Here is a 25804-nt window from a genome sequence, read left to right as displayed (position 1 = left end):
CTTTTTGTTTGGCTTCTCATTAAGTTACAATACACTAAGTTACAGCGCCAATTGTGGGAAAATATCACGCACACCATTGACGACGATTTCCACCGCCAATGCCGCCAAGATGATACCCATGATACGATTGGTGACATTCAGACCTGTTTTGCCAAGCACTTGACTGATACGCCCTGCTGCCATCAATGACACATAACAGAACAGACTGATTAGAAATCCTGCGACAACGATCAGTACCATCGATAGCGTACTTTGCACTTGTGAAGAATAAATGATCACCGTCGAGATACCACCCGGACCGATCATCATCGGAATGGCAAGCGGCACAACCGCCATACCAGTCAGCGCGCTGGGATCTTTGGGCGCGTGGTGTAAGTCATCATGATTGGGCTTGGCAGGGTTATTACCATCATTCATCATACCAAGCGCAATCAAAAACAGCAAAATCCCGCCTGCCACACGAAACGATCCCAAAGAAATCCCCAAACCACGCAGCAATACTTCACCAAACAGTGCAAAAAATGCAATCACCAAAAACACGGTAGCACTGGCGATACGCGCAACTTTCTTCTTATCACTTGTCGCGTAACCATCGGTGAAATTGACAAACAAAGGAATGGCTGCCGATGGATTGATCAGCACCACAAATGCCAAGATAATTTTGAAAATTTCTGCTTCGATGTCCATGTGCGCTATGATGAAAGTCTTAAGGGGTTTGTCATTGTAACACACTTCACGCACTGCTTGTCAATTATCAAAAAGCGGAACATTATGGTACAATAACCGCACTTTTTATAACTATATATCAGCCATTATGACTTACCAAGACCAAACAGCCGTCGTGCTTTTCTCGGGCGGACTTGACTCTACCACTTGCCTATACTGGGCAGAATCACAATTCAACCGTGTCGTCGCCATCAGTTTTCGCTATGGACAGCGCCACTCCAGTGAACTGAACGCCGCCATGCGCATCGCAAAATCTCTGGGTGTCGATCATCGTATCATTGACATCGACATCGCGCAGCTTGGTGGCTCAGCCCTGACCGATCATAATATCGCCGTGCCTGACCACGACGACAGCATCGTCTATGATGACAGCACCGCTGTTGCGCCCATCACCTATGTGCCAGCTCGCAATACCATCTTTTTATCCTATGCACTTGCCGCAGCTGAAGTCAGCGGCGCATCGGCGATTGTCATCGGTGTCAGCTCGGTCGATTATTCAGGTTATCCTGATTGCCGCCCTGATTTTATCGCTGCATTTGAGACTTTGGCAAATCTTGCCACCGTTGCCGCGCGCCAAGGGCATAAGCTTGAAATCATCGCACCACTACAAACCCTTTCAAAAGCCGAAACGCTACAACTTGGGCTACAGCTTGGCGTCGATTATAGCCAAACCGTGTCATGCTATCAGGCGAACGAACATGGTGAAGCGTGCGGCGTCTGCGACAGCTGTCATTTGCGCCGTCAAGGTTTTATTGATGCAGGTGTGGCTGACCCAACGCATTATGCATAATTGTAATTTTGCCAAATCAGCGGGTGATATTCATCCGCTTTTTCTTGCCTTTATGGAATAAATCCTATAAAATACCGACCAGTTGGTTTTTAATTTAGTTGTACGCATTATGACACCCACCACGACCGCTTATGTACTACTCGGACTTGCCATCATCACCGAAGTCACAGGCTCGACATTTTTGGCAAAATCCGACGGTTTTACCAAGCTTATCCCCACCACCATCACGCTGATTTGCTTTATCATCGCGTTTTATTTGCTCGCCCAAGTGGTAAAAACCATTCCACTTGGCATCACCTATGCGATTTGGTCTGGTGTAGGCATTGTGCTGACCGCACTGATTGGCTTTTTTGTATTAAAGCAGTCTTTGGATTTGCCCGCCATCATTGGCATCATCTTAATCGTCGCAGGGGTGATTGTGATGAATGTATTTTCTAATGTCACACATTGATGATTATTTATTAGGAAAATTTAACAATGACAGATTTATTTGCAAACGCAGAAGCGGCAGAAACTACATTGGTAGAATTGGACGATGCTGCCAAAAATGACACGCCCAAAAAGCGCAAAAATAACCCCGAAAAGCTGCGTCATCAGCTGATTCTCGCTGCCAAAGATTTGATGATTCATGATGGCATTGCCAATTTATCCATCCAAAAAGTCGCTGATGCTGCAGGGACAAGTAAAGGCGGATTGTTTCATCATTTTAAAAATAAAGAAGAGTTGCTCTCGGCGGTGATTGGGCTATTTATCGCACTGCTAAACACAGCGATTTTACTAGAAATTGAACAATCTGGGCAGGTATCGGGCTGTTTTAGCAAGGCCTACGCCAAAGTGATGTTTGAAAATCATGAGATTGGGCTAAACAGTGAATGGGCAGGATTGATCCGCTCGATCACAGGTGATGCATTGATGCAAGCACAGTGGTCGGATTGGCTTACCCAAAAGCAGCGACAATTTGCTGCAACTGACAGTGAAGCGCGCCACCTGCTGATGCGCTATGCCGTTGATGGCGCGTGGTTTGATCCGACACTGGCAGAAGATGGTGATAAATTTATGCAAGTTTATCAAGCGATCATGGCGATGGCTGATTGAGATTTTTTTAGATAAAATAAAACCCTGCTCAATCATATCAGGCAGGGTTTTTGTTATGATAAATTTAACAATCAAAACTTAAATCGCATAACCCAAGGCATAAAACGCCACAAGTACCACAGCGATCAGCACCGTGCCAATATTAAGTTTGTTAAACTCACCTGAGATCACACGGCCCAATACCAATGCACCAAAACCAAGCATGATACCCGTTACAATGTTTGCCGTCAGCACGATAAATACCGCACATACAAGACCGCTCATCGCACCGACAAAATCATCAAAATCAAGCTTTGAGACATTGCTCAGCATCAATAGACCCACATACATCAAAGCAGGCGCAGTCGCATAACCTGGTACCAAAAACGCCAATGGCTGGAAAAATAACATCAGCAAAAACAGCACGCCAACGACAATCGCCGTCAAGCCCGTCTTGCCGCCGACCGCCGTACCTGCCGCCGACTCGATATACACCGCAGCAGGCGCAGTACCAAAGATACCCGAGAACAAGCTGCTGACCGAATCTGAAGTCAAAGCCTTGCCGCCATTGATGATCTGACCATCTTTATCCAGCAAATTCGCCTGACCTGCCACCGCACGAATCGTACCTGTCGCATCAAAAATCGCCGTCATCACAAGAGCAAATACCACAGGCAAAATCGCCGCATTCAGCGCGCCCATGACATCCATCTGCAGGAACAGCGACTCTTCACCAAAGCTTGGCACTTTCAAGATTGCACCATCAAATTTTACCGCAGGATCAAAAATCAGACCGATCACCGTGATGGCGATGATGACCCATAGGATACTGCCTTTGACTTTTAGTTTTTCTAAACCAATGATCGCCGCCAAGCCAAGCAATGACATAATCACAGGCAATGAGACAAATTCTCCCATCGTCACGGGCAGACCTGCGTCATTTTTCACCACCAAACCCACGCCATTTGCAGCGATCAGTAGCAAAAACAGACCAATGCCAATGCCGGCACCGTGCGCGATGCTTGATGGCAAATTGCGAAGAATCCACGCACGAATCCCCGTCACCGAAATCAAGGTGAACACCACGCCCATCAAGAAAATCGCACCCAGCGCCACAGGAATGCTCACGCCCTGCCCAAGCACAAGGCTAAACGCGGTAAATGCCGTCAAAGAAATGGCACAACCAATTGCCATCGGCACATTCGCCCACAGACCGATCAAGATCGAGCCCAGACCTGCGACCAAACAAGTGGCGATGAATACCGATTCAGCAGGAAAACCTGCTTGTGAAAGCATATTTGGCACAACGATGACTGAATAAACCATCGCCAAAAAAGTGGTCAAACCCGCAATCACTTCTTGACGCACGCTTGAGCCACGCTCGCTGATTTGTAAATAGGAAGACAAAGACATATTAAACCCATGAAAAATGCTCAAAAGAGCCATGATGTCAGATGACAACAACTGTTAAACGGTGCAAAAATCATGATGCACCTTGGATAAAACCCTTTATTTTACCGTATTTGTCGCTTGATTTACAGAAATTTCTTGCAAATTTACAAAACTTTGTGCTGTTTTGTAACTGAATTTGGGAGAAAAATTTGCTAAAATAGCAGCAATAACCATAGATTACACCCAAGGATTTTTATGCTAAAAAATAGTAATGAGACCATCACCCTGCCAGAGTTCACCGTCACAGTGGTTAATACACAAGGCGAGCAACAAACCACCCTGCCAAACCTAATGGCAGGCAGCGACAAGGGTTTGATCATTTATTTTTATCCTAAGGACAATACCCCCGGTTGCACTGTACAAGCTGTTGATTTTACTGCTAATTTTGATAAATTGGCTGCACTTGGCTACCGTGTAATCGGCGTGTCACGCGACAGCGTCAAATCGCATGGCAATTTTATCGCCAAACAGTCCCTAAATATCGATCTGATCAGTGATCCTGATGAAGTTTTGTGCAAGCATTTTGATGTCATCAAAGAAAAAATGCTGTATGGCAAAACACATCTTGGTGTGGTGCGCTCTACTTTCGTCTATGATAAAAATGCTCAGATGATTGGCAGCTTTCGCAATGTCAAAGCCAAAGAACATGTTGATCAATTATTGGAATTTCTAAGTAATTAAGCCACAAATTCATGAAAGTTCTGCAGCTGTCATCATCACTCAAGCACGATGAAGCCGAGCGCGGCATTTATCCGATTTCGCGCGCGCTGATCAAGGCGGGTCACACATCAATCATCGTCGGTAGTGCTGATCGGGATAATGAGCTGATCACACGACTGGTGCGCGATGGTGCGATTTATCATCAGATGCCAATGCCCAAAAAAAGCTGGTGGGCACTTCGGCACATCTTCGCGCTCAGACGACTGATTCTCAAGTATCAGCCCGACATCATCCATGTGCATTCGCGCACGCCTGCATGGGTACTGCACTGGGCGCTACGCCCTTATCCAGAAGACTTACAGCCAAAAATCGTCTCAAGCCTGTACGGATTTTATCCGCTAAACTCATACTCAAAAGCTCTATTTCAGGCAGATAAATTGATCAGTTCTTCCAAAAGTATTGATACCTATTTTCGTAAGAAACTTGCACCAAAAAAAGATAAGAAAGATAATGATAAACTGCCTGACATCACAGATTCGCTAATCTGTGTGCCGCGCGGTGTCGATCTGCGCAAATATCCTTATCGCCATCATGCATCGGTGTATTGGCTGCATCAGACCTTTGCGCAGTTTCCTGAGCTTGAGCATAAAAAATGGCTGATTTTCCCCACTATTGTCGGATCACAATACGGGCAAGAGTGGCTTGTAGATATTTTAGGTAATTTAAAAGAAAAATTCCCAAATATCCATGCAGTGATCATGGATGATGATCCTAATACACGCCAAAACCAATGCGTATTTTACGAAGAATTCGTCCAGCGACTTCATGCCTTAGGACTGTTTGATCGCGTGACATTCGTCGGTAAATCACCGCCTGATATGAAAGAGTGGCTAGCATCTGCCAATGTCGTGCTTGCGCTTGCCAATCGTCCTGAAAGCATCGGCATGACTGCGCTACAAGCCATCCATCTTGGCACGCCTGTCGTGGGTTGGGCAAAAGGGGCATTTGCTGATATTTTAAACGACTTATATCCGCAAGGCTTGGTCAAAGAACAGACCGCGCGCGCCTTATGCCAATCGGTGAAATTTCAGCTTGCCAATCAGATTCGCCCTGCAATGACGCACGAATATAATATCGAACAAATGGTCGCAGGCACGCTGTCTGTGTATCAGGCGCTTTGTCCATTTTGTCAGCTGGTCACCAAAGATCGCCATGATAATTTGGTGGCGGTTACGGCTAAGTCTTGAGAGATTTACTTTTGGTTTGATTGATTGACAACAAAACCACTTTAGCATCTATGAAAAAACTGTCCCGCATGGCACATTTCACACCATCGGGACAGTTTTTATTTTTATCTTAAGTCAAGCTTGGCAAAGCGTTCAATGTGATGATTTATACTTCAAATCACCCACCTCACGCCAAGCCAAGCACCCTGAGCGCTGCCATACCTGCTGCCATGCCAATCATTGCAAAAACCGTGGTAAAGCCCAAGATATTCGCCGCCAAGACATCATTACCACCCATTGCCTTTGCCATCACATAGCTTGCCGCTGCCGCTGGACTTGCGATCATCAAAAACAGCACACCCATCTCCACGCCTTGCAGCCCAAAGCCTAGACCAAACAACACTGCCATAACAGGCGCGATGATGATGCGCCCAATGCTCGCCTGCATCGACACGCCTGAGAGCGACAGCATGGATTTAAGATTGAGCGTTGCGCCTGCGCAGATGAGCGCCAATGGTAATGCCACCGCGCCAAGCAGCTCACCAGTTTTGGTGATGAAGCTTGGCAAAGCAGGCAACCCGACCGCCTTATAAGCAAAGGCTGCAACCAGTGCGATGACCAACGGGTTTTTAATAATATGTCCGATGATACCTGTGGCTTGTGCCATGATGCCGCCTTCGGTTTTGGCGGTGCGTGATAGCGTGATGACTGCCAAGATATTATAAACAATGGTCAAAATGCCCATATACACTGCGCCGACACTCAATCCATCTGCGCCATAAGCATTCGCCACCACCGCAAGCGACATAATCGCCATATTTGAGCGAAACACTCCTTGGACAAATACGCCCTTATCTTCAATTTTCTCTACAAAAAACTTAGCATAAATTTCAGCCAAGATAAATAGTGTTAAAGTACAAGCAAGCCCAGCGGTTAAGAGATTGACTTGCTTAGCAATATCGACATTACTTTTTAATACGCTAAAAAATAACAAGCAAGGCAAGCAATAATTAAACACCATATTTGTCGCCACTTGGATAAAGCCTTCGTTGACTTTGCCTTGCTTATTCATCATAAAACCAAGCAGCATTAACAGCAAGTTTGGCAAAGTGATGGAGATGGCAAAGATGATAGCGGCAAGCATGATGATTTCCTATATTTTAATATTTTTACACAAATCAAGTTTTACAGTCATTATAAATAACTTAGGCTGAAAATGATTCTTCAGCCTAAGTTTGTATGGTCGTATAAAAATAAAATAAGACTAGGCGGCGAGTCGCAGATAGTACAGGTAGTACAGCAAGACAAGCCAACGCAGTATTATTTTGAATTTTATAGACCATATTATTGGGATAATTGTTGCAGTTTCTTATGCTTTTTAAGCGTCATGGCAAGCAGACTTACCGCCGCTGGCGTCACACCACTGATACGCGACGCTTGGGCTAGGGTCGCTGGTCGCACTTGGCTTAATTTTTGTACGATTTCATTTGACAGACCCGACACCGCAGTATAGTCAAAATTAAGCGGCAATGGCGTATTTTCAAGGCGCTTCATCTGCTCGATTTCATCATTTTGGCGATCAATATAGCCTGCGTATTTTACCGCGATCTCAATCTGCTCACCGACTTCGCTACTCACCGCACTGTCAGCGACTTTTGCAATATCATCAAAACTGATATTTGGGCGTTTTAACAAATCAAGCAAAGTATTTTCTTTGCTCAATACTTCTTGGGTATTTTTCATAAAGGCTTTGCCAATGGTGTTATTCGGCGTCGCCCAAATCTCTTGTAGGCGCGCAGTCTCAGCACTGATGGCATTCATCTTCTCACAATACGCCGCCCAGCGCGCATCATCGATCAAGCCAAGCTTACGCGCAGTCTCAGTCAATCGCTGATCGGCATTATCTTCGCGCAGCAGCAGACGATGCTCGGCACGACTAGTGAACATACGATACGGCTCTTTAGTCCCGTGCGTGATCAGATCATCGACCAATACGCCAAGGTAAGCTTCATCGCGACGCGGCGTCCAAAACTCTTGATCTTGCGCGGCACGAGCGGCGTTAATACCTGCAAGCAAGCCCTGCGCTGCTGCTTCTTCATAGCCTGTCGTGCCATTGATTTGCCCTGCAAAATACAGACGGTCAATTGACTTAGTCTCAAGCGTCGGCTTTAGATTCTGTGGATCAAAATAATCATACTCGATGGCATAACCAGGGCGCGTGATGTGTGCATTTTCAAGCCCTTTCATCGAGCGAATGAACGCCACTTGCACATCAAAAGGCAGGCTCGTTGAGATGCCATTTGGGTACAGCTCATGCGTGGTCAAGCCTTCAGGCTCAATAAAAATCTGATGGCTGTCTTTATCAGCAAAGCGGTGAATTTTATCTTCGATCGATGGGCAATAACGCGGGCCGACGCCTTCGATTTTACCGCTGAACATCGGACTGCGATCAAGATTATCGCGGATAATATCATGTGTGCGCTCGTTGGTATGCGTGATATAGCACGGGATTTGGCGCGGATGCATCGACACATCACCCATATAACTCATCACAGGCAGCGGTGTATCACCAGGTTGTTCAGTCATCACGCTAAAATCCACCGTGCGCGCATCGATACGCGCAGGCGTCCCTGTCTTGAGACGGCCCACAGGCAGCTGAAGCTCGCGCAAACGATCCGCCAAGCGAATCGCTGGCATATCCCCTGCTCGTCCACCGCTTTGGCTCTCAAGCCCGACATGGATCACCCCGCCCAAAAAAGTCCCCGAAGTCAGCACCACCGCTCGCGTATCAAAGCGCACACCCGTGGCTGTCACCACCGCCACCGCACGACCATTTTCGACGATGATGTCATCGACAGGCTGCTGAAACAGATCAAGACTTTCTTGATTTTCAAGCACATGGCGAATGGCGGCCTTGTATAATATGCGGTCAGCCTGCGCACGCGTGGCACGCACCGCCGCCCCTTTGCGACTGTTCAGCACGCGAAACTGAATGCCTGCCTTATCCGTCGCCAACGCCATCGCCCCACCCATCGCATCCACTTCACGCACCAAATGCGACTTACCGATACCGCCGATAGCAGGGTTGCAACTCATCTGACCCAGTGTTTCGATATTGTGCGTGATCAGCATGGTGGCAGCCCCCATGCGAGCCGCAGCCAATGCCGCTTCTGTGCCTGCATGACCGCCACCGACGACGATGACATCATATTTTTTTGGGAAGGTGTAGGTTGTGGTATAGCTCATGGTATGCCTGCAGATGATCTGTTGTAATATTTGTGCGAATTTATGCCAATAAGGAAAATGGCGACTATTTTAGCATAAATTCAGCGTTTTTAATATTGCTGTGTTATTTTTGCTTGGGTTTGGATTTTTTGCAATAAAATTTAGATCAAAGTTTTGATATTGATTGGTTTTTTTAAACCGATTATCAAAAAAAATCATCATCGCTAAGCTGTGTCTTTTTCTTAACTTTAATCATTTGAAAATCAAAAACCAAACTCAGTTTGTCAAAATCTTATCCAAAATATACAAATTTATCATTATAAAATTATAATATAAATCAATAAGTTATAAACTTTATGCAGAAATTTAAGAAAATTTATCGAAAAAGCATTTGACACCTGCCAAAATTTCTATATAATACGCACCACAACGAACGAACGAACACAGCAACACATTGTAGCGTGTTTGGTTCAAGACTTAAAATGTGATACCTTGACACAGTATCAATTTTCCAAATTGGAAAAGACATTTTAGGGTGGTTAGCTCAGTTGGTAGAGCATCTGCCTTACAAGCAGAGGGTCAGCGGTTCGATCCCGTTACCACCCACCACTATGCAGCGGTAGTTCAGTTGGTTAGAATACCGGCCTGTCACGCCGGGGGTCGCGGGTTCGAGCCCCGTCCGCTGCGCCACTATTCATCGCATTGCGATACTTTGAATCTCAAGTCTTTGGCTTGGGATTTTTTGTTTTTATGTCAAAAATTTTATAATTTATAGCATATCATATTTACATTCTGGTTTCGGTTGGTTACAATGTTGCAATCATTCACAACCAAAAGGAACTTGAAGATGAAGACCAAACCTACTTTTCTAGCCCTTGCACTATTCGGTGCGCTTTCAGTTGGCACTACTCATGCTGCACCGATGCTGCATACACTTGGCGATTACAGCTACGCCGCCAATCACGCCATCACCAATGCCTATCTTGAGATTGATGTTCAGGCTTTTGAAGATAATATCACCAATCTTAGACAGACCCTAGGTGAAGAGACGAAAATCTGCGCCGTTCTAAAAGGTGATGCATACGGTCATGGCATCGATCTGCTGATGCCAAGCGTCATCAAATTGGGCGTATCATGCATTGCCGTCACCAGTAACGAAGAAGCGCGTGTTGCGCGTGCGCATGGATATCAAGGCATCATCAATCGCGTTCGTATCGCAAGTGGTGACGAAGTTGAATCTGCGCTTGCGTACGATATTACCGAATTGGTGGGCAGCCTAGATCATGCCAAAACTTTGGATAATATTGCCAAAAAACATGGTAAAGTTATCAACTTCCACTTGGCACTGAATGCAGGCGGCATGGGTCGAAATGGTCTGGATGTAAGCAACAAAACAGGTCAAAAAGACGCCATCGCCATCACCAAGCTATCAAATCTGAACATGACAGGCATTATGACGCACTATGCTTTTGAAGATGAAGCATTTGTTCGCGAAAGCTTGGCGCAGTTCAATAAACAAACCGATTGGCTAATCAAAGCCGCCAAATTGGATCGCAAAAAATTAACCCTGCATACCGCCAATTCATTTGCTACCGCTTTGGTTCCTGAGAGCCGCTTGGATATGGTGCGCCCTGGTCGCTTGATGTATGGCGATCCTGTCGGCGGCGTTGAACTGCCATCAAAGCGAATCATGCAGTTCAAATCAAAAGTTGCCGCCGTGCATTTTTATCCAAAAGGCACAAAAATTGGCTATGATGGCACTTATGAATTGACACGCGATTCGTATCTTGCCAACTTACCCCTTGGCTTCTCTGATGGCTACCGTCGCATCTTTAGCAATAAAGGTCATGTACTCATCAACGGGCATCGCGCGCCTGTGGTTGGTAAAACTTCAATGAACACCACCATGGTCGATGTGACTGATATCATGGCAAAACAACCTGTGAAAATTAATGATGAAGTGGTGCTTTTTGGTAAGCAAGGCGATAGTGAAGTCACGCAAGCTGAGATTGAAGAATTAAACGGTGCACTGCTCGCCGATTTATATTCTGTTTGGGGTAATTCAAATCCGCGTCTGATTAAGCCATAACCAAACTTTAATCAAGCTTGATTGGCAAGCCCTTTTATGAACCATTGATCCTAGATTAATGGTTCATTTTTTATTTAAAGTTACCAAAAGCTGATTGTAAATTATTGATAATCTTTTGCTTAATCCGTAATTTTTTCACCTTCATACTTATAAAAATACAACATACCCTTTACTCAACGGATGCATTTGGTTACAATAACAAATTCTTTCACAACCAAAGGATCTGGATCATGAAGACCAAACCGACTTTATTATCGCTCGCCCTAACGGCACTACTATCTACCAGTGTGGTACAGGCTGCACCGATTTTGCAGACGCATGGTGATTATAGCCATGCCAATCACAGCAAGGCAAATGCGTATCTTGAGATTGATGTTCAAGCGTTTGAAGACAACATCACACGCCTACAAAACACCCTAAATGACGGCACAAAAATCTGCGCCATCATGAAAGCTGATGCCTATGGCAACGGCATTGATCTGTTGATGCCAAGCATCATCAAACTTGGCGTGCCATGCATCGGCATCGCAAGCAATGAAGAAGCTCGCGTGGCTCGTGCGCACGGCTACACAGGCGACATCATGCGTGTGCGTCTAGCCAGTGGTGATGAAGTCGAAGCGGCGCTTGAATATAATATGACCGAATTGACAGGCAGCCTTGAGCACGCCAAAACCCTAAGCGACATCGCCAAAAAACATGGCAAAACGCTAAACTTCCACTTGGCACTGAACGCAGGCGGCATGGATCGTAACGGCATCGATACTGATACCAAAACTGGCAAAAAAGACGCCGTCGCCATCACCAAATTACCAAATTTCAAGATCACTGGCATCATGACGCATTATGCCTTTGAAGATGAAGATTTCGTCCGTGAACGCCTTGCTAAGTTCAACGAACAAAGCGCATGGCTGATCAAAGCTGCTAAGCTTGATCGCAAGGAACTGACCCTACACACCGCCAACTCATTCTCAACCATTGCCGTACCCGAAAGCCATCTTGACATGGTGCGCCCTGGTGGTCTGATCTATGGTGACACCATCGATGCCAAGCCTGCTTATAAGCCGATCATGAGCTTTAAGACCAAAGTTGCTTCGGTGCAGTTTTATCCTGCTGGCACGACAGTTGGCTATGATGGTACGCATACTTTGACGCGCGATTCATACCTTGCCAACTTGCCATTCGGCTACTCTGATGGCTATCGCCGCGCCTTTACCAATAAAGGCATCGTGCTGATCGGTGGTATGCGCGCGCCTGTACTGGGTAAGACTTCAATGAACACCACCATGGTCGATGTCACCGACATCGTCGCCAAGCACCCTGTCAAAATCAACGATGAAGTGGTGATCTACGGCAGCCAAGGTGATGAGCGCATTACCCAAGCAGAAGTCGAAGAGATTAACGATGCCCTATTGGCGGATCTGTACACCATCTGGGGCAATTCAAACCCACGCTTAATTAAGCCATAATCCATTCTTATGATGAACCATTGATCCAAGTCAATGGTTCATTGCTTTTTGGTCAATCAATAAAGAGTAATACCTATGATCGTCCGTGATAAATCCAATAGTCTCAAACTGCTGTTCGTGTGGCATGGCACTGTCCTACCTAAGGTGCTGCCAGTGATTATCGGGATCATGTCACTGTCAATGGTTGCGTGGGCGTTGGCGCATTTTCGCTTGTATCATGTGCACAGCGTGCCTGCAGTGGGTTTTACACTGCTTGGCGTGGTGATTTCGATTTTTTTGGGATTTCGCAACAACGCCTGCTATGATCGCTGGTGGGAAGGTCGCAAGCTGTGGGGGGCGCTGATCGCCAACACGCGCCATTTTACGCGCGATACGCATTTTCTACCCCCTGCGGTGCGTGAGCAGCTACTGATGGATATGCTGCTGTTCGTCTCCCTATTGCGTGATCGCTTGCGCCAACAAAAAATTACACGCGCCCAGTTTACCTATCAAGCGATCGATAATACGCGCCTTGATGCCCTAGATACGCATTTTAATGCACCGCAAAAAGTGCTTGAAGCCATGCAAAAACAGCTGATCGATGCCGTCAATCAAGGACAAATCAGTGACATCATTTATACCAGCATTCATAAGCATCTGATCGAGATGGGCAGCATTCAGGCGGGCTGCGATCGCATTTTGAGCACGCCTTTGCCGTTTCCGTATTCAGTGCTGTTGCATCGCGCGGTGTATTGTTTTTGTTGGATTTTACCGTTTGGTCTTGAGTCGGTGATGGGGATTTGGACGCCGCTGTTGGTGGGATTTTTATCGTATCTACTCCTTGGATTGGATGAACTAAGCCAACAATTAGAAGAGCCATTTGGTAATGATGATCACGATTTGCCCTTGGATACCATCGTGCGACTGATCGAACGAGAAACCCTTGCACTGCTTGATCGCCCCCTACCAGATGCTTGGCGAGCTGATCAGTATTATAATTATTCTTAGCTTGATTTGGATGATAAATTTTATTAAAATATTTCTAAATTTTTATTATGAGAATTTCTTATGACTACCACGCCAACCGTTGCTGTCATCACTTCATCCATCGGCCGTGCATCACTACTTGACACCATTAACTGCATCAAACAACAAAGCTACCCTTGTCGGCATTATATTTTTGTCGATGGTGAAAAACATCATCGAGCGGTCAAAAAAATGGTCAAAGACCATCCTGAGATTGTCGTCACCTATCTGCCAGTCAGTACTGGCGCGACCGGAATGTGCAACTCCATCATCAATGCCATTGCGCCATTTATCGCGACCGAAGATATCATCTGCTATGTCGATGATGACAATACAGTAACACCTGATCATGTTGAAACATTTGTTAATGCTTTCTTAACTAATGATATCCATTATGCCTATTCGCTACGCTATCTACATTCAGCAGAAGATGATTTTTATATACCTGACAACTTGGAATCATTGGGTTTTTGGACGCTTGGTAAAGAGCATGTCATTACTGTAGATTTTGAATTAAAAGACAAAAAATACACCTCTACGGTTGTGCAGACCAGTAACCGCACCGCTTTGATTGATACCAATTGCTATGCTTTTAGCCGTAACCTAGCACAGCATCTTGCCAATACTTGGATGATCAACGGTAAATACAATGATCAAAACATCACACAAGCATTATTAAACAGCCCAAATCTAACTGGCTTTTGTACTGGCAAACGCACTGTCAATTACACAACACTGATGAAAAATTTTGTACAACCGCCTCAGATAATCTATGATAATTTATCTGCAAAAACCAAAGCCGAAAAACGCAGTGTTGAAAGACAGTTATTTTTAAGCTATATGGATTTTATTGAACAGATCACGGCATTAAATCGCCCATGGGAAACGCCTACATTATTCAAAAACAACCAATTAATCCCAGTGATAAATCAGTCAAATAGTTAATAATACACTACGGAAATATTGGGCAAAATTGCATCAAGCTTGATGGTACAACTTTGAGCTGATTAGTTGTGCAGTATATTCAGCTTGATTACGAAGTCTACTCACTTATATTTAACCCAAAGCAAAAAAGTGGTACAATAGCCCAATTTATCGACGGTATCACTGTCGTTCAAGTAATTTTTTTTAATAATATTTGATAATAAGTGTGATGTCTATTATAAAAGGAAACTTCCATGATTCTCATGATCGACAACTATTGCAGTTTTACTTATAATATTGTTCAATATTTTGGTGAACTAAAGCAAGACATCACCGTGTGGCGTAATGACGAAACCACTTTGGATGAGATTATCAAGCTTGCTCCAAAAGCAATCGTGCTCGGCCCTGGTCCTTGCAGCCCAACCGAAGCTGGCGTGACACTTGAGATTCTTGAAAAACTCTCTGGACAAATCCCCATCTTAGGCGTCTGTCTTGGTCATCAGGCCATCGGTCAGGCCTTTGGCGGTCAAGTGGTGCGTGCTGGCGAAGTGATGCATGGCAGACTCTCACAGATGCATCATACCAACCAAGGGGTGTTTGAAAACTTGCCAAATCCATTCACTGCCACACGCTATCATTCACTGGTAATTGATAAAAATACTTTACCTGAGTGTTTAGAGATGACTGCATGGACAACTCATGATGATGGCAGTATGCAAGAAATCATGGGTGTACGCCATAAGACGCTGGATGTCGAAGGTGTGCAGTTTCACCCAGAATCCATCCTGAGTGAACATGGCTATCAGCTGTTTAATAATTTTTTGAAACGCTGTGGACTGGCTGTGCTGGATGATGACAAGCTGCCACAAGTTGCCTAACTCATCAATACCTAAGGATATATCATGACTACCGCACAAAAAAGTCCGAGCGACATCGCCAATTTGCCTGACGATGCCATTCATGCCATCTTGACCGATGCGCTTGCCAAGCTACTCAAACACATCGATCTGACTGATGAGCATATGCGTGAAGTGATGCTCATCATCATGCAAGGTCGTTGCCCTGATGCTCTGATGGGTGCACTACTCATCGCTCTGCGTGAAAAAGGCGAATCCATCAGTGAGATCAGCACCTGTGCTAAGACCATGCTTGAGCTTGCCGATACCATCAGTATCCGTGATGCCAATGCCGTGGACATCGTCGGCACAGGGGGTGATGGCTCAAGTCTATTCAATGTCTCAACGGCGTCCGCCTTTGTGGCAGCAGCAGCAGGCGTGACCATTGCCAAGCATGGCAACCGTGGCGTTTCCACCGCTTCAGGCTCATCGGATGTGCTCACCCAAGCTGGTGTCAAGCTTGATATCGCCATCGATAAGACTCGCCAAGCCATCGACGAAATCGGCATCGGGTTTTTATTTGCACCCAACCATCACCCTGCCATGCGTCATGCCATCGGTGTGCGTCGCTTGCTCAAGGTACGCACGATTTTTAACATCCTAGGCCCGCTGACCAACCCTGCTCATGTCAAGCGAGCGGTCATTGGTGTGTTTAGTCCTGAGCTGTGTGAGCCGTTGGCATATGTCTTTGAAAAGCTTGGACTGCATCATGTGCTGGTGGTGCATTCTGCCGATGGCTTGGATGAATTTAGCCTAGCATCACCAACCCGTGTCGCTGAGCTCAAAGACGGTCAGGTGCATGTCTATGACTGCAATCCCGAAGATCTCGGTATCGCATCCAAGACCCTGCATGGCTTACAAGTAGCATCATCTGCCGAAAGCCTTGCGCTCATCAAACAGGCACTACAAACAGGTGAAGCTGACGCCACTATCCAAAAAGCCCGCGAAATGATCGCCATCAATGCTGGTGCCGCCATCTATGTCGCAGGACTTGCCAAGTCGCATCAAGACGGCGTACAGCTTGCCCTACAGACCCTAGAAAGCGGCAAAGCATGGCAAAAATTAAGCGAATTTGCTGCTTTTACCCAAAGCTAACTTGATGACATTATTCAATAAAATTAAGAACTATCATGACCAATACACCAAGCATCTTACAAAAAATCGTCGCCACCAAGTTTGATGAAATCACCGCTGCCAAAGCCAAGATCAGCCAAGATGATCTGCTTGAGCGTGCAAAATCCCATACGCCGCGGGGCTTTGCCAAGGCGTTGCGTCGCATTGACACCACCAAAGGTCAAATCGGCATCATCAGCGAAGTCAAAAAAGCATCGCCATCAAAGGGGGTTATCTGCCAAAACTTTGATCCTGTCATCGCCGCCACAGGCTATGAAAAAGCTGGTGCTACCTGCCTATCGGTACTCACCGATCGTGATTATTTCCAAGGTCATGATGATTATCTGATCGCTGCTCGCTCTGCGGTGAGTTTGCCTGTACTGCGTAAAGATTTTATGGTCGATGAGTATCAAATCATCGAATCTGCCGCCATCGGTGCTGATTGCATTTTGCTCATCATGGCGTGCCTAGATGACGACACCGTGCACCATCTGCACAAGACGGCGACTGATTTGGGACTGGATGTCTTGATTGAGATTCACACCCAAGATGAGCTAGAGCGAGCACTACGCCTACCAAAATCATCGCACAATATCTATGGCATCAATAACCGAGATCTCAACACCTTTCAAGTGGATCTTGAGCATAGCATTCGCCTAAGCCAGCAGTTATTTGCCGCACTTGGTGATGATGCTTTAGTCGTCAGTGAAAGCGGTCTGAACGACGCTGATGATATTCGTTTGATGCAAGCCAATGGCATTCATCATTTCTTGATTGGTGAGCAGTTTATGAAAACTGATGATGCAGGTGCAGCCCTTGCCAAACTGCTAAGCACCATCTAAATCAGCCACTGTTTAATTTTATTTATAGATTATAATATTGGATTATCTCATGAGCGAACAAAAAAAACGCATTTTAACAGGTATTACCACCACAGGCATTCCACACCTAGGTAACTATGTCGGCTCAATCCGCCCTGCCATCGCATCTGCCAACGCTGCGATTGATGCAGGTGATGGTGATGCTTTTTTCTTTTTGGCGGATTATCATGGCATCATCAAATGCTTTGACCCTGAAGAGATCCACCGCTCAACCCGAGCTATTGCAGCGACTTGGATTGCTTGTGGTCTTGATCCTGAACAAGTTACCTTTTATCGTCAGTCAGATATTCCTGAGATTCCCGAGCTTGCTTGGGTGCTCAACTGCTCATGCGCCAAAGGATTGATGAACCGTGCGCACGCTTATAAGGCGGCCGTCGATGCCAATCTGGCAAAAGAAGATACCGATCCCGATTTTGGTATCAGCATGGGATTGTTTAGCTATCCTGTATTGATGTCAGCAGATATTTTGATGTTCAACGCCACCCATGTCCCAGTGGGCAAAGACCAAATTCAGCACATCGAGATGGCTCGTGATATTGCAGGTACTTTTAATTTTAAATACAAGCCATTATTCACTGAACCAAGTGCTGTCGTCGATGAAAATACGCCACTATTGACAGGGCTGGATGGTCGCAAGATGTCAAAAAGCTATGGCAACACCATTCCACTATTTGGCGATGGCAATCCACAGATTGACCCCGAAAAAGCACTCAAAAAAGCCATCATGCAGATTGTCACCAACTCGCAGCTGCCCGAAGAGCCAAAAGATCCTGACAACTGCACGATTTTTGAGATTTATAAAGCATTTGCAACAGCAGATGAAATCAATGCACTGGCTGAGCAATATCGCCGTGGTATCGGCTGGGGTGATGCCAAAGAGATTTTATTTAATAAAATCAACAGCGAAATTGCCCCTTACCGCGCTCGCTACCTTGAGCTGATGAATAATCCAAAGGAGCTTGAAGAAATTCTACAAATGGGTGCCATCAAAGCACGCCGCCAAGCCCAAAAACAGCTTGATAAGACACGCCGTGCCATCGGTATCAAGCCATTAGCCAAGCTTAAATAATATGAGCGAAAGCCAACCATTGACATCAGAAGAACAGGCTCAAACCGACACAGGTGTGCGTATTTATGACACGCCTGTGCTGAGCCTGCCTGAAGATTTGTACATTCCGCCGCAAGCATTTGCCATTTGGCTTGAACAATTTGCTGGTCCTTTGGATTTTTTGTTGTATTTGGTTAAGAAAAATAACTTTGACTTAACCGAAACTGCCATTTTACCCATTACTGAGCAATATCTTAGCTATATCAATGACTTGGATGAAGAGTATTTTGAGCTTGCTGGTGATTATCTCTTGATGGCAAGCACGCTGATTGCCATCAAATCTGAGCTTTTATTGCCACAGCCTGAAATCAGTGATGATGAAATCAGCCCAAAAGCTCGCTTGATTCAACGACTTGAAGAATACGCCCAAATCAAAGAAGCGGCACATCGCATTGATCAGCTGTTACGCCTTGAGCGAGATGTGTTTTTGGCGTACGCAAGCTTCCCAAGCAGTGAAGCAATGCAACGAGAGTTGCCAAACTATTCGCCACAAATCTTAGTCAATAGCCTAGTGAATATGCAAATCCGCCCTGATTTTAGTGGTCATACAGTCAAGGTTGACCCTGTGCCGTTGCCTGAGCGGATTGCGATGATTACACGAGTGCTTAGCCAAAAAGGTGTTGCAACTTTTGGTGAATTGCTTGATCAATCCCAAGGCAAACTTGGTATTGTGGTGAGTTTTGTGGCGGTGCTAGAGCTCATCAAACGGGGCTATATTGGCTTTGATACGCCTGGCATCGAAAGCGATGATGAGTTTGATAGCAGTGATGCCAAGTCAAATCAATCAAAAAAACGCCAAATTCCGATCAATGTAGGGCGAGATTTACGCCATCAAACACTACACTGGCTACATTAATATTTTAGGATAATTATGACCGAAACTGCCAATGATTCTGCCTTTATCCAAGCACATCAAAAAGCTGAAGTGTTTAGCCGTTATATCGAAGTCTTGCTCCATGCCAGTGAGTCGCCATTGACGGATAATGACCTAAAAAAACACTTGATGATGAGTAATAGTGAGCTCACCGCCGCCCTTGCCGTGCTTCAGCAGCGTCTATCATCGGGTGTTTTGACAGTAAATAAAACCGCAAGTGGCTATCGTCTGCAAATCAAAGACAACTACAGCGGACTGATTCAGCAGGTTTTCCCCGAACGCCTAGAGAGTCTCAGTCAAGCACTGCTTGAGACCTTAAGCGTCATCGCTTATAAACAGCCTGTCACTCGCTCAGATATTGAGCAGGTGCGTGGGGTAACGGTGTCTAGCCATATTTTACGCCAACTGTTTGATAAGGGCTGGATTGTCGAAAATGGTCATAAGGACACTTTGGGTCGCCCTGCACTTCTGCATACCACCCAGGCGTTTTTGGATGCATTTGGGCTAAATAGCCTTGATGAGCTGCCGCCATTGCCTGATTTAGAAAGATTAAACGTACGATCAAATTAATCTTTTGGGGCTGTACTAGATTAGCAATAATGCTATACTAGTTTTATGAAGATAACCCGTTGTAAATTAAGTAAAAAAGTTCAAGTTAAACTGCTTGAATTTTTTGTGCTTGAAGTCACCGCAAGATCAGCTGCTGATTTGTTAGAGATACATCATAATTCAGCTGCTTTGTTTTATCATAAAATTCGCTTGGTGATTGAATATCGCTTAAACCTTGAAGCTTGTGAATTATTTGACGGTGAAGTAGAATTGGATGAAAGCTATTTCGGTGGCATTCGTAAAGGCAAGCGTGGACGGGGTGCTGCTGGCAAAGTTGCCGTATTTGGTCTTTTAAAACGCAATGGTAAGGTTTATACTGCCTGTGTTAAAGATACCAAAGCTAAGACATTAATGCCTATTATTGCCAGTAAAATCAAACCTGATAGCGTGGTTTATACAGATAGCTATTGAAGTTATAATGCTTTAGATGTGAGTGATTTTAAACACTTTAGAATTAATCATTCCAAAGAATTTGCAAACAATCATAATCATATTAACGGCATTGAAAACTTTTGGTCGCAATCCAAACGCATTCTAAGAAAATATAACGGTATTGACAAAAAGCATTTTCATTTATTTATCAAAGAATGCGAGTTTAGATTTAACTATGGCACACCATCCAATCAATTAAGATTGTTAAGAAAATGGTGTGGGGTTTAGGGGTTTATCTAGTACAGCCCCAATCTTTTTCAACTGGCGTAAATCGCTAAGGTGCTAAGCATACAGCACAATAAGCAATCACCGCTCGGCATACCTAAACAAATTGATAAGCCGTGCAAGTGTGCAAGATGACAATCCGCCCAAAGCTTGTCTACCTGTTGATTTTTACTTATAATTCAGCTTATTACACAAAAAAACTGCTAAGCTTTGTATTTAATTACTATGGATATTTGTGATCAATAAGGACAACCATGCACCAAATTAAAACTTTGCTACACTCTGCCGACTGCCTACTCATCACCGCAGGGGCAGGCATGGGTGTCGATTCTGGATTGCCTGATTTTCGGGGCAATAGCGGTATGTGGCAGACCTATCCTGAGCTTGGCAGACAGCAGATAGATTTTACCAGTATTGCCAATCCGCAAGCCTTCGCTGAAAATCCACGCTTGGCTTGGGGATTTTATGGTCATCGCTTGGCTTTGTACCGCAAAACTGTGCCGCACGCAGGGTTTGACTATCTGCTAAAAATCGCCGAACACCTTGATTTGCCTTACTTTGTCTTTACCAGTAATGTCGATGGGCAGTTTGCCAAGGCAGGATTTGACCCTGAGCGAATCTATGAATGCCACGGCTCCATTCACCATCTGCAATGCACTCAGCCTTGCTGTGATGAGATTTGGACTGCCGATATCACGCCTGTGATTGACAATGACAAATGCCTGTGGCTTAGCGAGTTGCCAAGTTGTCCACATTGTGGCAGCCTTGCTCGACCCAATATCTTGATGTTTGGCGATTGGCACTGGATTGGTGCGCGTAGCGATGAGCAAGAATCTCGCCTACAAGCATTTCTTAGCAAGTATCAAAATCCTGTAGTTATCGAAATGGGTGCAGGGACTGCGATACCGACCGTACGGCGTTTTGGTGAGCGTTTCGCCCCCAATCTGATTCGCATCAATCCACGAGATAATGCCCTACCCACTCGTGGTGGCATCAGCTTGCCTATGGGCGCAAAGGCAGGTGTTGAGATGATTTGGCAGGCGCTTATTGGGTGATTTTGGGCAAAGTCTTGGCACATGGGGTTTGTAATTAAAAATCCCTTTAAATTACAAATCCACACTCAAAAGTCTTTGCACCATCTACCCAAATCCGATATAATTAATCCTTTTCACATTGCGAAATGTTATTATCCACTTATCAGGAAATTTATCATGACTGAACAATTCACCCCCGACATCACAGACAGCATCGACGGCAAACCTGTCGGCGAAAAGCTACAAAAACTCCTAGCTCGCATCGGTCTTGGCTCTCGCCGCGGTCTTGAAGAAATCATCAAAGCCGGCCGCATCTCCATCAATGGTAAAGTTGCTACACTGGGTGATCGAGCCAGCTTGACCGATGAAATCCGTGTCGATGGTCGCCCTGTCCGCCTAAAAGCCGAGCGAGAAAAACGCCGCCGTGTACTTGCCTATTATAAGCCTGAAGGGGAAATCTGCTCTGTCAGCGATCCTGAAGGTCGTCCAACGGTGTTTGACCGCCTGCCAAAGCTCACCGGCGATCGCTGGGTGATGGTTGGTCGCCTAGATATCAACTCATCAGGACTGCTGTTATTCACCAATGATGGTGAGCTGGCTCACCGCTTGATGCATCCATCCAGCCAAGTCGTGCGTGAATATGCCGTGCGCGTCCTAGGCGAAGTCACCCCACAAATCGCCAGCACACTGACCGCAGGTGTCGAGCTTGAAGATGGCTTTGCCAAATTTGACGACATCAAAGAAGGCGGCGGTACAGGTGTCAATAAATGGTATCATGTCACCATCAAAGAAGGTCGCAAACGTGAAGTGCGTCGTATGTTCGAAAGCCAAACCCTGAAGGTCTCTCGCTTGATTCGCACCCGTTATGGCACGATGATTCTACCAAAAGAGCTGCGCACTGGTCGCTTTATCGAACTTGATGCCAAAGAAATCGGCAAATTGGTCGAATCTGTCGGTCTGCGCCAGCGTCAAGGCACAGGTCTAAATACCGCCGCCAAAGAAAAACAAGCGCGTATCCATAAAAAGCCGCTCAAATCTCGCGAAGTGCGTCGCAAAAAGCATGAAGAATACGAACGCCGTCAAGAACGCCAAGATCGTCGTCCATCTCAAAAGACGCCATCTTTTAAGACGGCAAAGTTTGTTAAAGTATAAAAAACTGGTAAATTTAATTAGTTTTATTAAACTATACTAGGGAAAATTGTGATGGCAATTTGCCCTTTTTATTGATACACATATTTCATTATCATACAACAATCTGTATGAATTTTGACCAAAACATACAATCCATTTAATAGAAAATTTATGTAGCATAAAACAACAAAACCATTAGAGATTCAGTTACAAAAAACTTTGAAAAAATATCATTTGCTAACACCTTGATATTATTAGCTCAACCAGTCATAAAATGAAAAATCATAGAAAAGTACGATTTTCAAGTCTTGAAATTTAAAAATTTTTAGTCTATATTGTGCCATTATTAAATCCGATCACTACATATAGTATAAATACTATATGTAGTGATCGATATAAACATTGCGAAAATCTCATCAAAATCAAAGATTTTTTAGATCAAACCCCAAGTTGAATGACAATAGATAGGCGGAATTTGCTATGACACATATTGACAAAATCAAAGTGACCAAGCGAGATGGACGCTTAGAGCTTATTGACCTTGAAAAAATTCATCGGGTGATCAACTGGGCAGCAGAAGGTTTGGACAATGTATCCGTTTCTCAAGTTGAGCTAAAATCTCATATCCAATTTTATGATGGCATTCGCACTCGTGATATTCACGAAACCATCATCAAAGCAGCAGCAGACCTAATCAGTGCCGAGACGCCTGATTATCAATATTTGGCGGCTCGTTTGGCAATTTTCCATTTGCGTAAGATTGCCTATGGTGAGTTTGAGCCACCGCATCTATATGCTCATGTCCAAAAATTGACCGAACATGGTAAATATGACAAGCACATCTTGGCCGATTATAGTATTGATGAGTTTAATGAGCTAAACGACTATATCGACCATAGCCGTGATATGAACCTTGCCTATGCTGCCGTTGAGCAGATGATGGGCAAGTATTTGGTACAAGACCGCGTGACCAAGCAAGTATTTGAAAGTCCGCAGTTTTTGTACATCTTGGTCGGGATGTGCCTATTTGCCGCTTATGATAAGGCGGAGCGACTGGACTATATCAAGCGTTTTTATGATGCGACTTCTAATTTTTATATCTCGCTACCAACACCCATCATGGCAGGTGTGCGTACGCCGACTCGCCAGTTCAGCTCATGCGTACTGATTGAATGCGGGGATAATCTTGACAGCATCAACGCCACCACATCAGCCATCGTCCGCTATGTCTCACAGCGTGCTGGTATCGGTATCAATGCCGGTGCCATCCGTGCGCTCGGCAGTCCTATCCGTGGTGGCGAAGCACAGCATACTGGCTGTATTCCGTTTTTCAAAATGTTCCAAGCAGCGGTCAAATCCTGCTCGCAAGGTGGCGTGCGTGGCGGAGCAGCCACCCTGTTTTATCCGCTATGGCACTTAGAAGTCGAAAGCTTACTTGTGCTGAAGAACAACCGTGGTGTTGAAGACAACCGTGTTCGTCACATGGATTATGGCGTACAACTGAATAAAACCATGTACACTCGCTTAATCAAAGGTACAGAAATCACCCTATTCTCACCATCAGATGTGCCAGGGCTGTATGAAGCTTTCTTCGCTGATCAAGACGAATTTGAGCGACTCTATACACTGTATGAAGCTGATGACAGCATCCGCAAGCGTAAAGTCGGTGCCAGAGATTTGTTTAGTCTCATGCTACAAGAGCGCGCCAGCACTGGTCGTATCTATATCCAAAATGTTGATCACTGCAATACGCACAGCCCATTTGACTCAAGCATTGCACCGATTCGCCAGTCAAATCTGTGCATGGAAATCGCTCTACCAACCGCACCGCTTGACAACATCAATGATGAAAAAGGCGAAATCGCTCTATGCACACTGTCGGCGATTAACCTTGGCAAAATTGAGAATCTATCCGACATCGAAGAACCTGCCGAGCTGATTGTGCGTGCATTAGACGCCCTGCTTGATTATCAAGATTATCCAGTCATCGCCGCCAAAAAAGGCAGCATGAACCGTCGCACTCTTGGCGTAGGCGTCATCAACTATGCCTACTATCTTGCCAAAAATGGTACTCGCTATTCGGATGCAGCGGCATTAGGTCTGACTCATCGCACCTTTGAAGCGTTGCAATATTACCTATTAAAAGCATCAAACAAACTTGCCAAAGAGCAAGGTGCTTGCCCATGGTTCCATGAGACAACTTATAGCAAAGGTATCTTGCCAATTGATACTTACAAAAAAGATCTTGATAGCATCTGTGCCGAACCACTACATCTAGACTGGGAAGGTTTGCGTAGTGACATCATGACCCATGGCCTTAGAAACTCTACCCTGTCAGCCTTGATGCCATCCGAGACCAGCTCGCAGATTGCCAATGCAACCAATGGTATTGAGCCACCTCGCGGTTTGGTGTCAGTCAAAGCAAGTAAAGACGGCATCTTAAAACAAGTCGTGCCTGAGATTGAACGCTTGGCATCTCAATATGAGCTACTGTGGAATATCCCTGACAATAACGGCTATCTACGCCTTGTGGGTATCATGCAAAAGTTCATTGACCAGTCTATCTCAGCGAACACTAACTATGACCCTGCCAAATTTGAAGGCAATAAAGTGCCAATGAAAGTCTTGATTCAAGACCTATTGACCGCTTATAAATTTGGTGTCAAAACCTTGTATTACCACAACACCCGTGATGGCGCAGATGATGCCCAAGGCGACTTGGACGATGGCTGCGCTGGTGGGGCTTGTAAGTTGTGATTGGTAAATCATACTGACGGCATGGCTTTTTTAAGTTAAATTCCATCTTTCACAATCCAAACAAAAAACCGCAGTATCACACTGCGGTTTTTTGTTGTTTACATCAA

The 25804-nt window shown here is 45.2% G+C and carries 22 protein-coding genes, 2 tRNA genes and 1 pseudogene; 21 read left to right on the top strand and 4 right to left on the bottom strand.

Going from position 1 to position 25804, the window contains the following annotated elements:
• Nucleotides 1–39: 39 nt before the first annotated feature.
• Nucleotides 40–681, bottom strand: coding sequence for a MarC family protein (locus tag NGM44_RS09830; protein WP_253224679.1), 642 nt, complete (start codon nucleotides 679–681; stop codon nucleotides 40–42).
• A gap of 133 nt (nucleotides 682–814) precedes the next feature.
• Between NGM44_RS09830 and queC the strand changes: the two genes are divergently transcribed.
• From queC to NGM44_RS09815, 3 genes are all read left to right on the top strand, one after another.
• Entirely contained in the window at nucleotides 815–1516 is a 702-nt protein-coding gene (gene queC, locus NGM44_RS09825; RefSeq protein ID WP_253223478.1) for a 7-cyano-7-deazaguanine synthase QueC, read from the top strand.
• A 109-nt stretch (nucleotides 1517–1625) separates the two neighbouring features.
• Nucleotides 1626–1967, top strand: a complete 342-nt coding sequence (locus NGM44_RS09820; protein WP_253223477.1) for an SMR family transporter — start codon at nucleotides 1626–1628, stop codon at nucleotides 1965–1967.
• A gap of 26 nt (nucleotides 1968–1993) precedes the next feature.
• A complete protein-coding gene (locus NGM44_RS09815) occupies nucleotides 1994–2611 on the top strand; it encodes a TetR/AcrR family transcriptional regulator (RefSeq protein WP_253223476.1) in 618 nt (205 codons plus the stop codon).
• A gap of 78 nt (nucleotides 2612–2689) precedes the next feature.
• Here NGM44_RS09815 and NGM44_RS09810 read toward each other — a convergent pair whose 3' ends face one another.
• Nucleotides 2690–4003, bottom strand: coding sequence for an NCS2 family permease (locus NGM44_RS09810; RefSeq protein WP_253223475.1), 1314 nt, complete (start codon nucleotides 4001–4003; stop codon nucleotides 2690–2692).
• Nucleotides 4004–4237: 234 nt separating this feature from the next.
• On the opposite strand from NGM44_RS09810, the gene NGM44_RS09805 reads away from it, so the two are divergent.
• On the top strand, nucleotides 4238–4723 hold the full coding sequence (locus NGM44_RS09805) for a peroxiredoxin (protein WP_253223474.1): 486 nt from the start codon (nucleotides 4238–4240) through the stop codon (nucleotides 4721–4723).
• An 11-nt stretch (nucleotides 4724–4734) separates the two neighbouring features.
• The gene (locus NGM44_RS09800; RefSeq protein WP_253223473.1) at nucleotides 4735–5949 is read left to right on the top strand and encodes a glycosyltransferase; all 1215 of its coding nucleotides are present in this window, start codon (nucleotides 4735–4737) and stop codon (nucleotides 5947–5949) included.
• Nucleotides 5950–6115: 166 nt separating this feature from the next.
• On the opposite strand, the gene NGM44_RS09795 is transcribed toward NGM44_RS09800, so the two are convergent.
• Together NGM44_RS09795 and mnmG are read right to left on the bottom strand one after the other, a co-directional pair.
• Complete coding sequence (locus tag NGM44_RS09795; RefSeq protein ID WP_253223472.1) at nucleotides 6116–7072, bottom strand: AEC family transporter; 957 nt, start codon at nucleotides 7070–7072, stop codon at nucleotides 6116–6118.
• Nucleotides 7073–7272: 200 nt separating this feature from the next.
• Nucleotides 7273–9174: a tRNA uridine-5-carboxymethylaminomethyl(34) synthesis enzyme MnmG gene (gene mnmG, locus NGM44_RS09790; protein WP_253223471.1), complete on the bottom strand. Its 1902-nt coding sequence runs from the start codon at nucleotides 9172–9174 to the stop codon at nucleotides 7273–7275.
• A 512-nt stretch (nucleotides 9175–9686) separates the two neighbouring features.
• Here mnmG and NGM44_RS09785 point away from each other — a divergent pair.
• The 16 genes and pseudogenes from NGM44_RS09785 to nrdA all read left to right on the top strand — a co-directional run bounded on the left by NGM44_RS09785 (nucleotide 9687) and on the right by nrdA (nucleotide 25697).
• Nucleotides 9687–9762, top strand: a tRNA-Val gene (locus NGM44_RS09785).
• A gap of 4 nt (nucleotides 9763–9766) precedes the next feature.
• Nucleotides 9767–9843 (top strand) — tRNA-Asp (locus tag NGM44_RS09780).
• Between the two features lie 151 nt (nucleotides 9844–9994).
• Nucleotides 9995–11242: an alanine racemase gene (gene alr / locus NGM44_RS09775; protein ID WP_253223470.1), complete on the top strand. Its 1248-nt coding sequence runs from the start codon at nucleotides 9995–9997 to the stop codon at nucleotides 11240–11242.
• A gap of 230 nt (nucleotides 11243–11472) precedes the next feature.
• Nucleotides 11473–12708 (top strand): alanine racemase, encoded by a 1236-nt coding sequence (gene alr, locus NGM44_RS09770; RefSeq protein WP_253223469.1) that lies wholly within the window; start codon nucleotides 11473–11475, stop codon nucleotides 12706–12708.
• Nucleotides 12709–12783: 75 nt separating this feature from the next.
• The gene (locus NGM44_RS09765; protein ID WP_253223468.1) at nucleotides 12784–13695 is read left to right on the top strand and encodes a bestrophin family protein; all 912 of its coding nucleotides are present in this window, start codon (nucleotides 12784–12786) and stop codon (nucleotides 13693–13695) included.
• Nucleotides 13696–13755: 60 nt separating this feature from the next.
• Nucleotides 13756–14658, top strand: coding sequence for a glycosyltransferase family A protein (locus NGM44_RS09760; RefSeq protein WP_253223467.1), 903 nt, complete (start codon nucleotides 13756–13758; stop codon nucleotides 14656–14658).
• Nucleotides 14659–14891: 233 nt separating this feature from the next.
• Nucleotides 14892–15515 carry an aminodeoxychorismate/anthranilate synthase component II gene (locus tag NGM44_RS09755; RefSeq protein WP_253223466.1) on the top strand — a complete coding sequence of 208 codons (624 nt, stop codon included), beginning with the start codon at nucleotides 14892–14894 and terminating at the stop codon, nucleotides 15513–15515.
• Nucleotides 15516–15539: 24 nt separating this feature from the next.
• Complete coding sequence (trpD, locus tag NGM44_RS09750; RefSeq protein ID WP_253223465.1) at nucleotides 15540–16628, top strand: anthranilate phosphoribosyltransferase; 1089 nt, start codon at nucleotides 15540–15542, stop codon at nucleotides 16626–16628.
• A 32-nt stretch (nucleotides 16629–16660) separates the two neighbouring features.
• Nucleotides 16661–17488, top strand: a complete 828-nt coding sequence (gene trpC, locus NGM44_RS09745; protein WP_253224678.1) for an indole-3-glycerol phosphate synthase TrpC — start codon at nucleotides 16661–16663, stop codon at nucleotides 17486–17488.
• 49 nt (nucleotides 17489–17537) lie between these two features.
• The gene (gene trpS / locus NGM44_RS09740; RefSeq protein WP_253223464.1) at nucleotides 17538–18596 is read left to right on the top strand and encodes a tryptophan--tRNA ligase; all 1059 of its coding nucleotides are present in this window, start codon (nucleotides 17538–17540) and stop codon (nucleotides 18594–18596) included.
• A gap of 1 nt (nucleotide 18597) precedes the next feature.
• Nucleotides 18598–19491: a ScpA family protein gene (locus tag NGM44_RS09735; protein ID WP_253223463.1), complete on the top strand. Its 894-nt coding sequence runs from the start codon at nucleotides 18598–18600 to the stop codon at nucleotides 19489–19491.
• A 15-nt stretch (nucleotides 19492–19506) separates the two neighbouring features.
• Complete coding sequence (gene scpB, locus NGM44_RS09730; protein WP_253223462.1) at nucleotides 19507–20079, top strand: SMC-Scp complex subunit ScpB; 573 nt, start codon at nucleotides 19507–19509, stop codon at nucleotides 20077–20079.
• A gap of 45 nt (nucleotides 20080–20124) precedes the next feature.
• Nucleotides 20125–20778 (top strand): annotated as a pseudogene (locus NGM44_RS09725) (IS1595 family transposase).
• Nucleotides 20779–21029: 251 nt separating this feature from the next.
• Entirely contained in the window at nucleotides 21030–21830 is an 801-nt protein-coding gene (locus NGM44_RS09720; protein WP_253223461.1) for a Sir2 family NAD-dependent protein deacetylase, read from the top strand.
• A 156-nt stretch (nucleotides 21831–21986) separates the two neighbouring features.
• Entirely contained in the window at nucleotides 21987–22961 is a 975-nt protein-coding gene (gene rluB, locus NGM44_RS09715) for a 23S rRNA pseudouridine(2605) synthase RluB (protein WP_253223460.1), read from the top strand.
• A 459-nt stretch (nucleotides 22962–23420) separates the two neighbouring features.
• Nucleotides 23421–25697 (top strand): class 1a ribonucleoside-diphosphate reductase subunit alpha, encoded by a 2277-nt coding sequence (gene nrdA, locus NGM44_RS09710; protein ID WP_253223459.1) that lies wholly within the window; start codon nucleotides 23421–23423, stop codon nucleotides 25695–25697.
• Nucleotides 25698–25804: the final 107 nt, after the last annotated feature.

Source organism: Moraxella sp. FZFQ2102 (assembly GCF_024137865.1).
Taxonomy (GTDB): domain Bacteria; phylum Pseudomonadota; class Gammaproteobacteria; order Pseudomonadales; family Moraxellaceae; genus Moraxella.
Note: the sequence above shows the minus strand (reverse complement) of the source record. Positions and strands in the feature narration are given on the sequence as shown.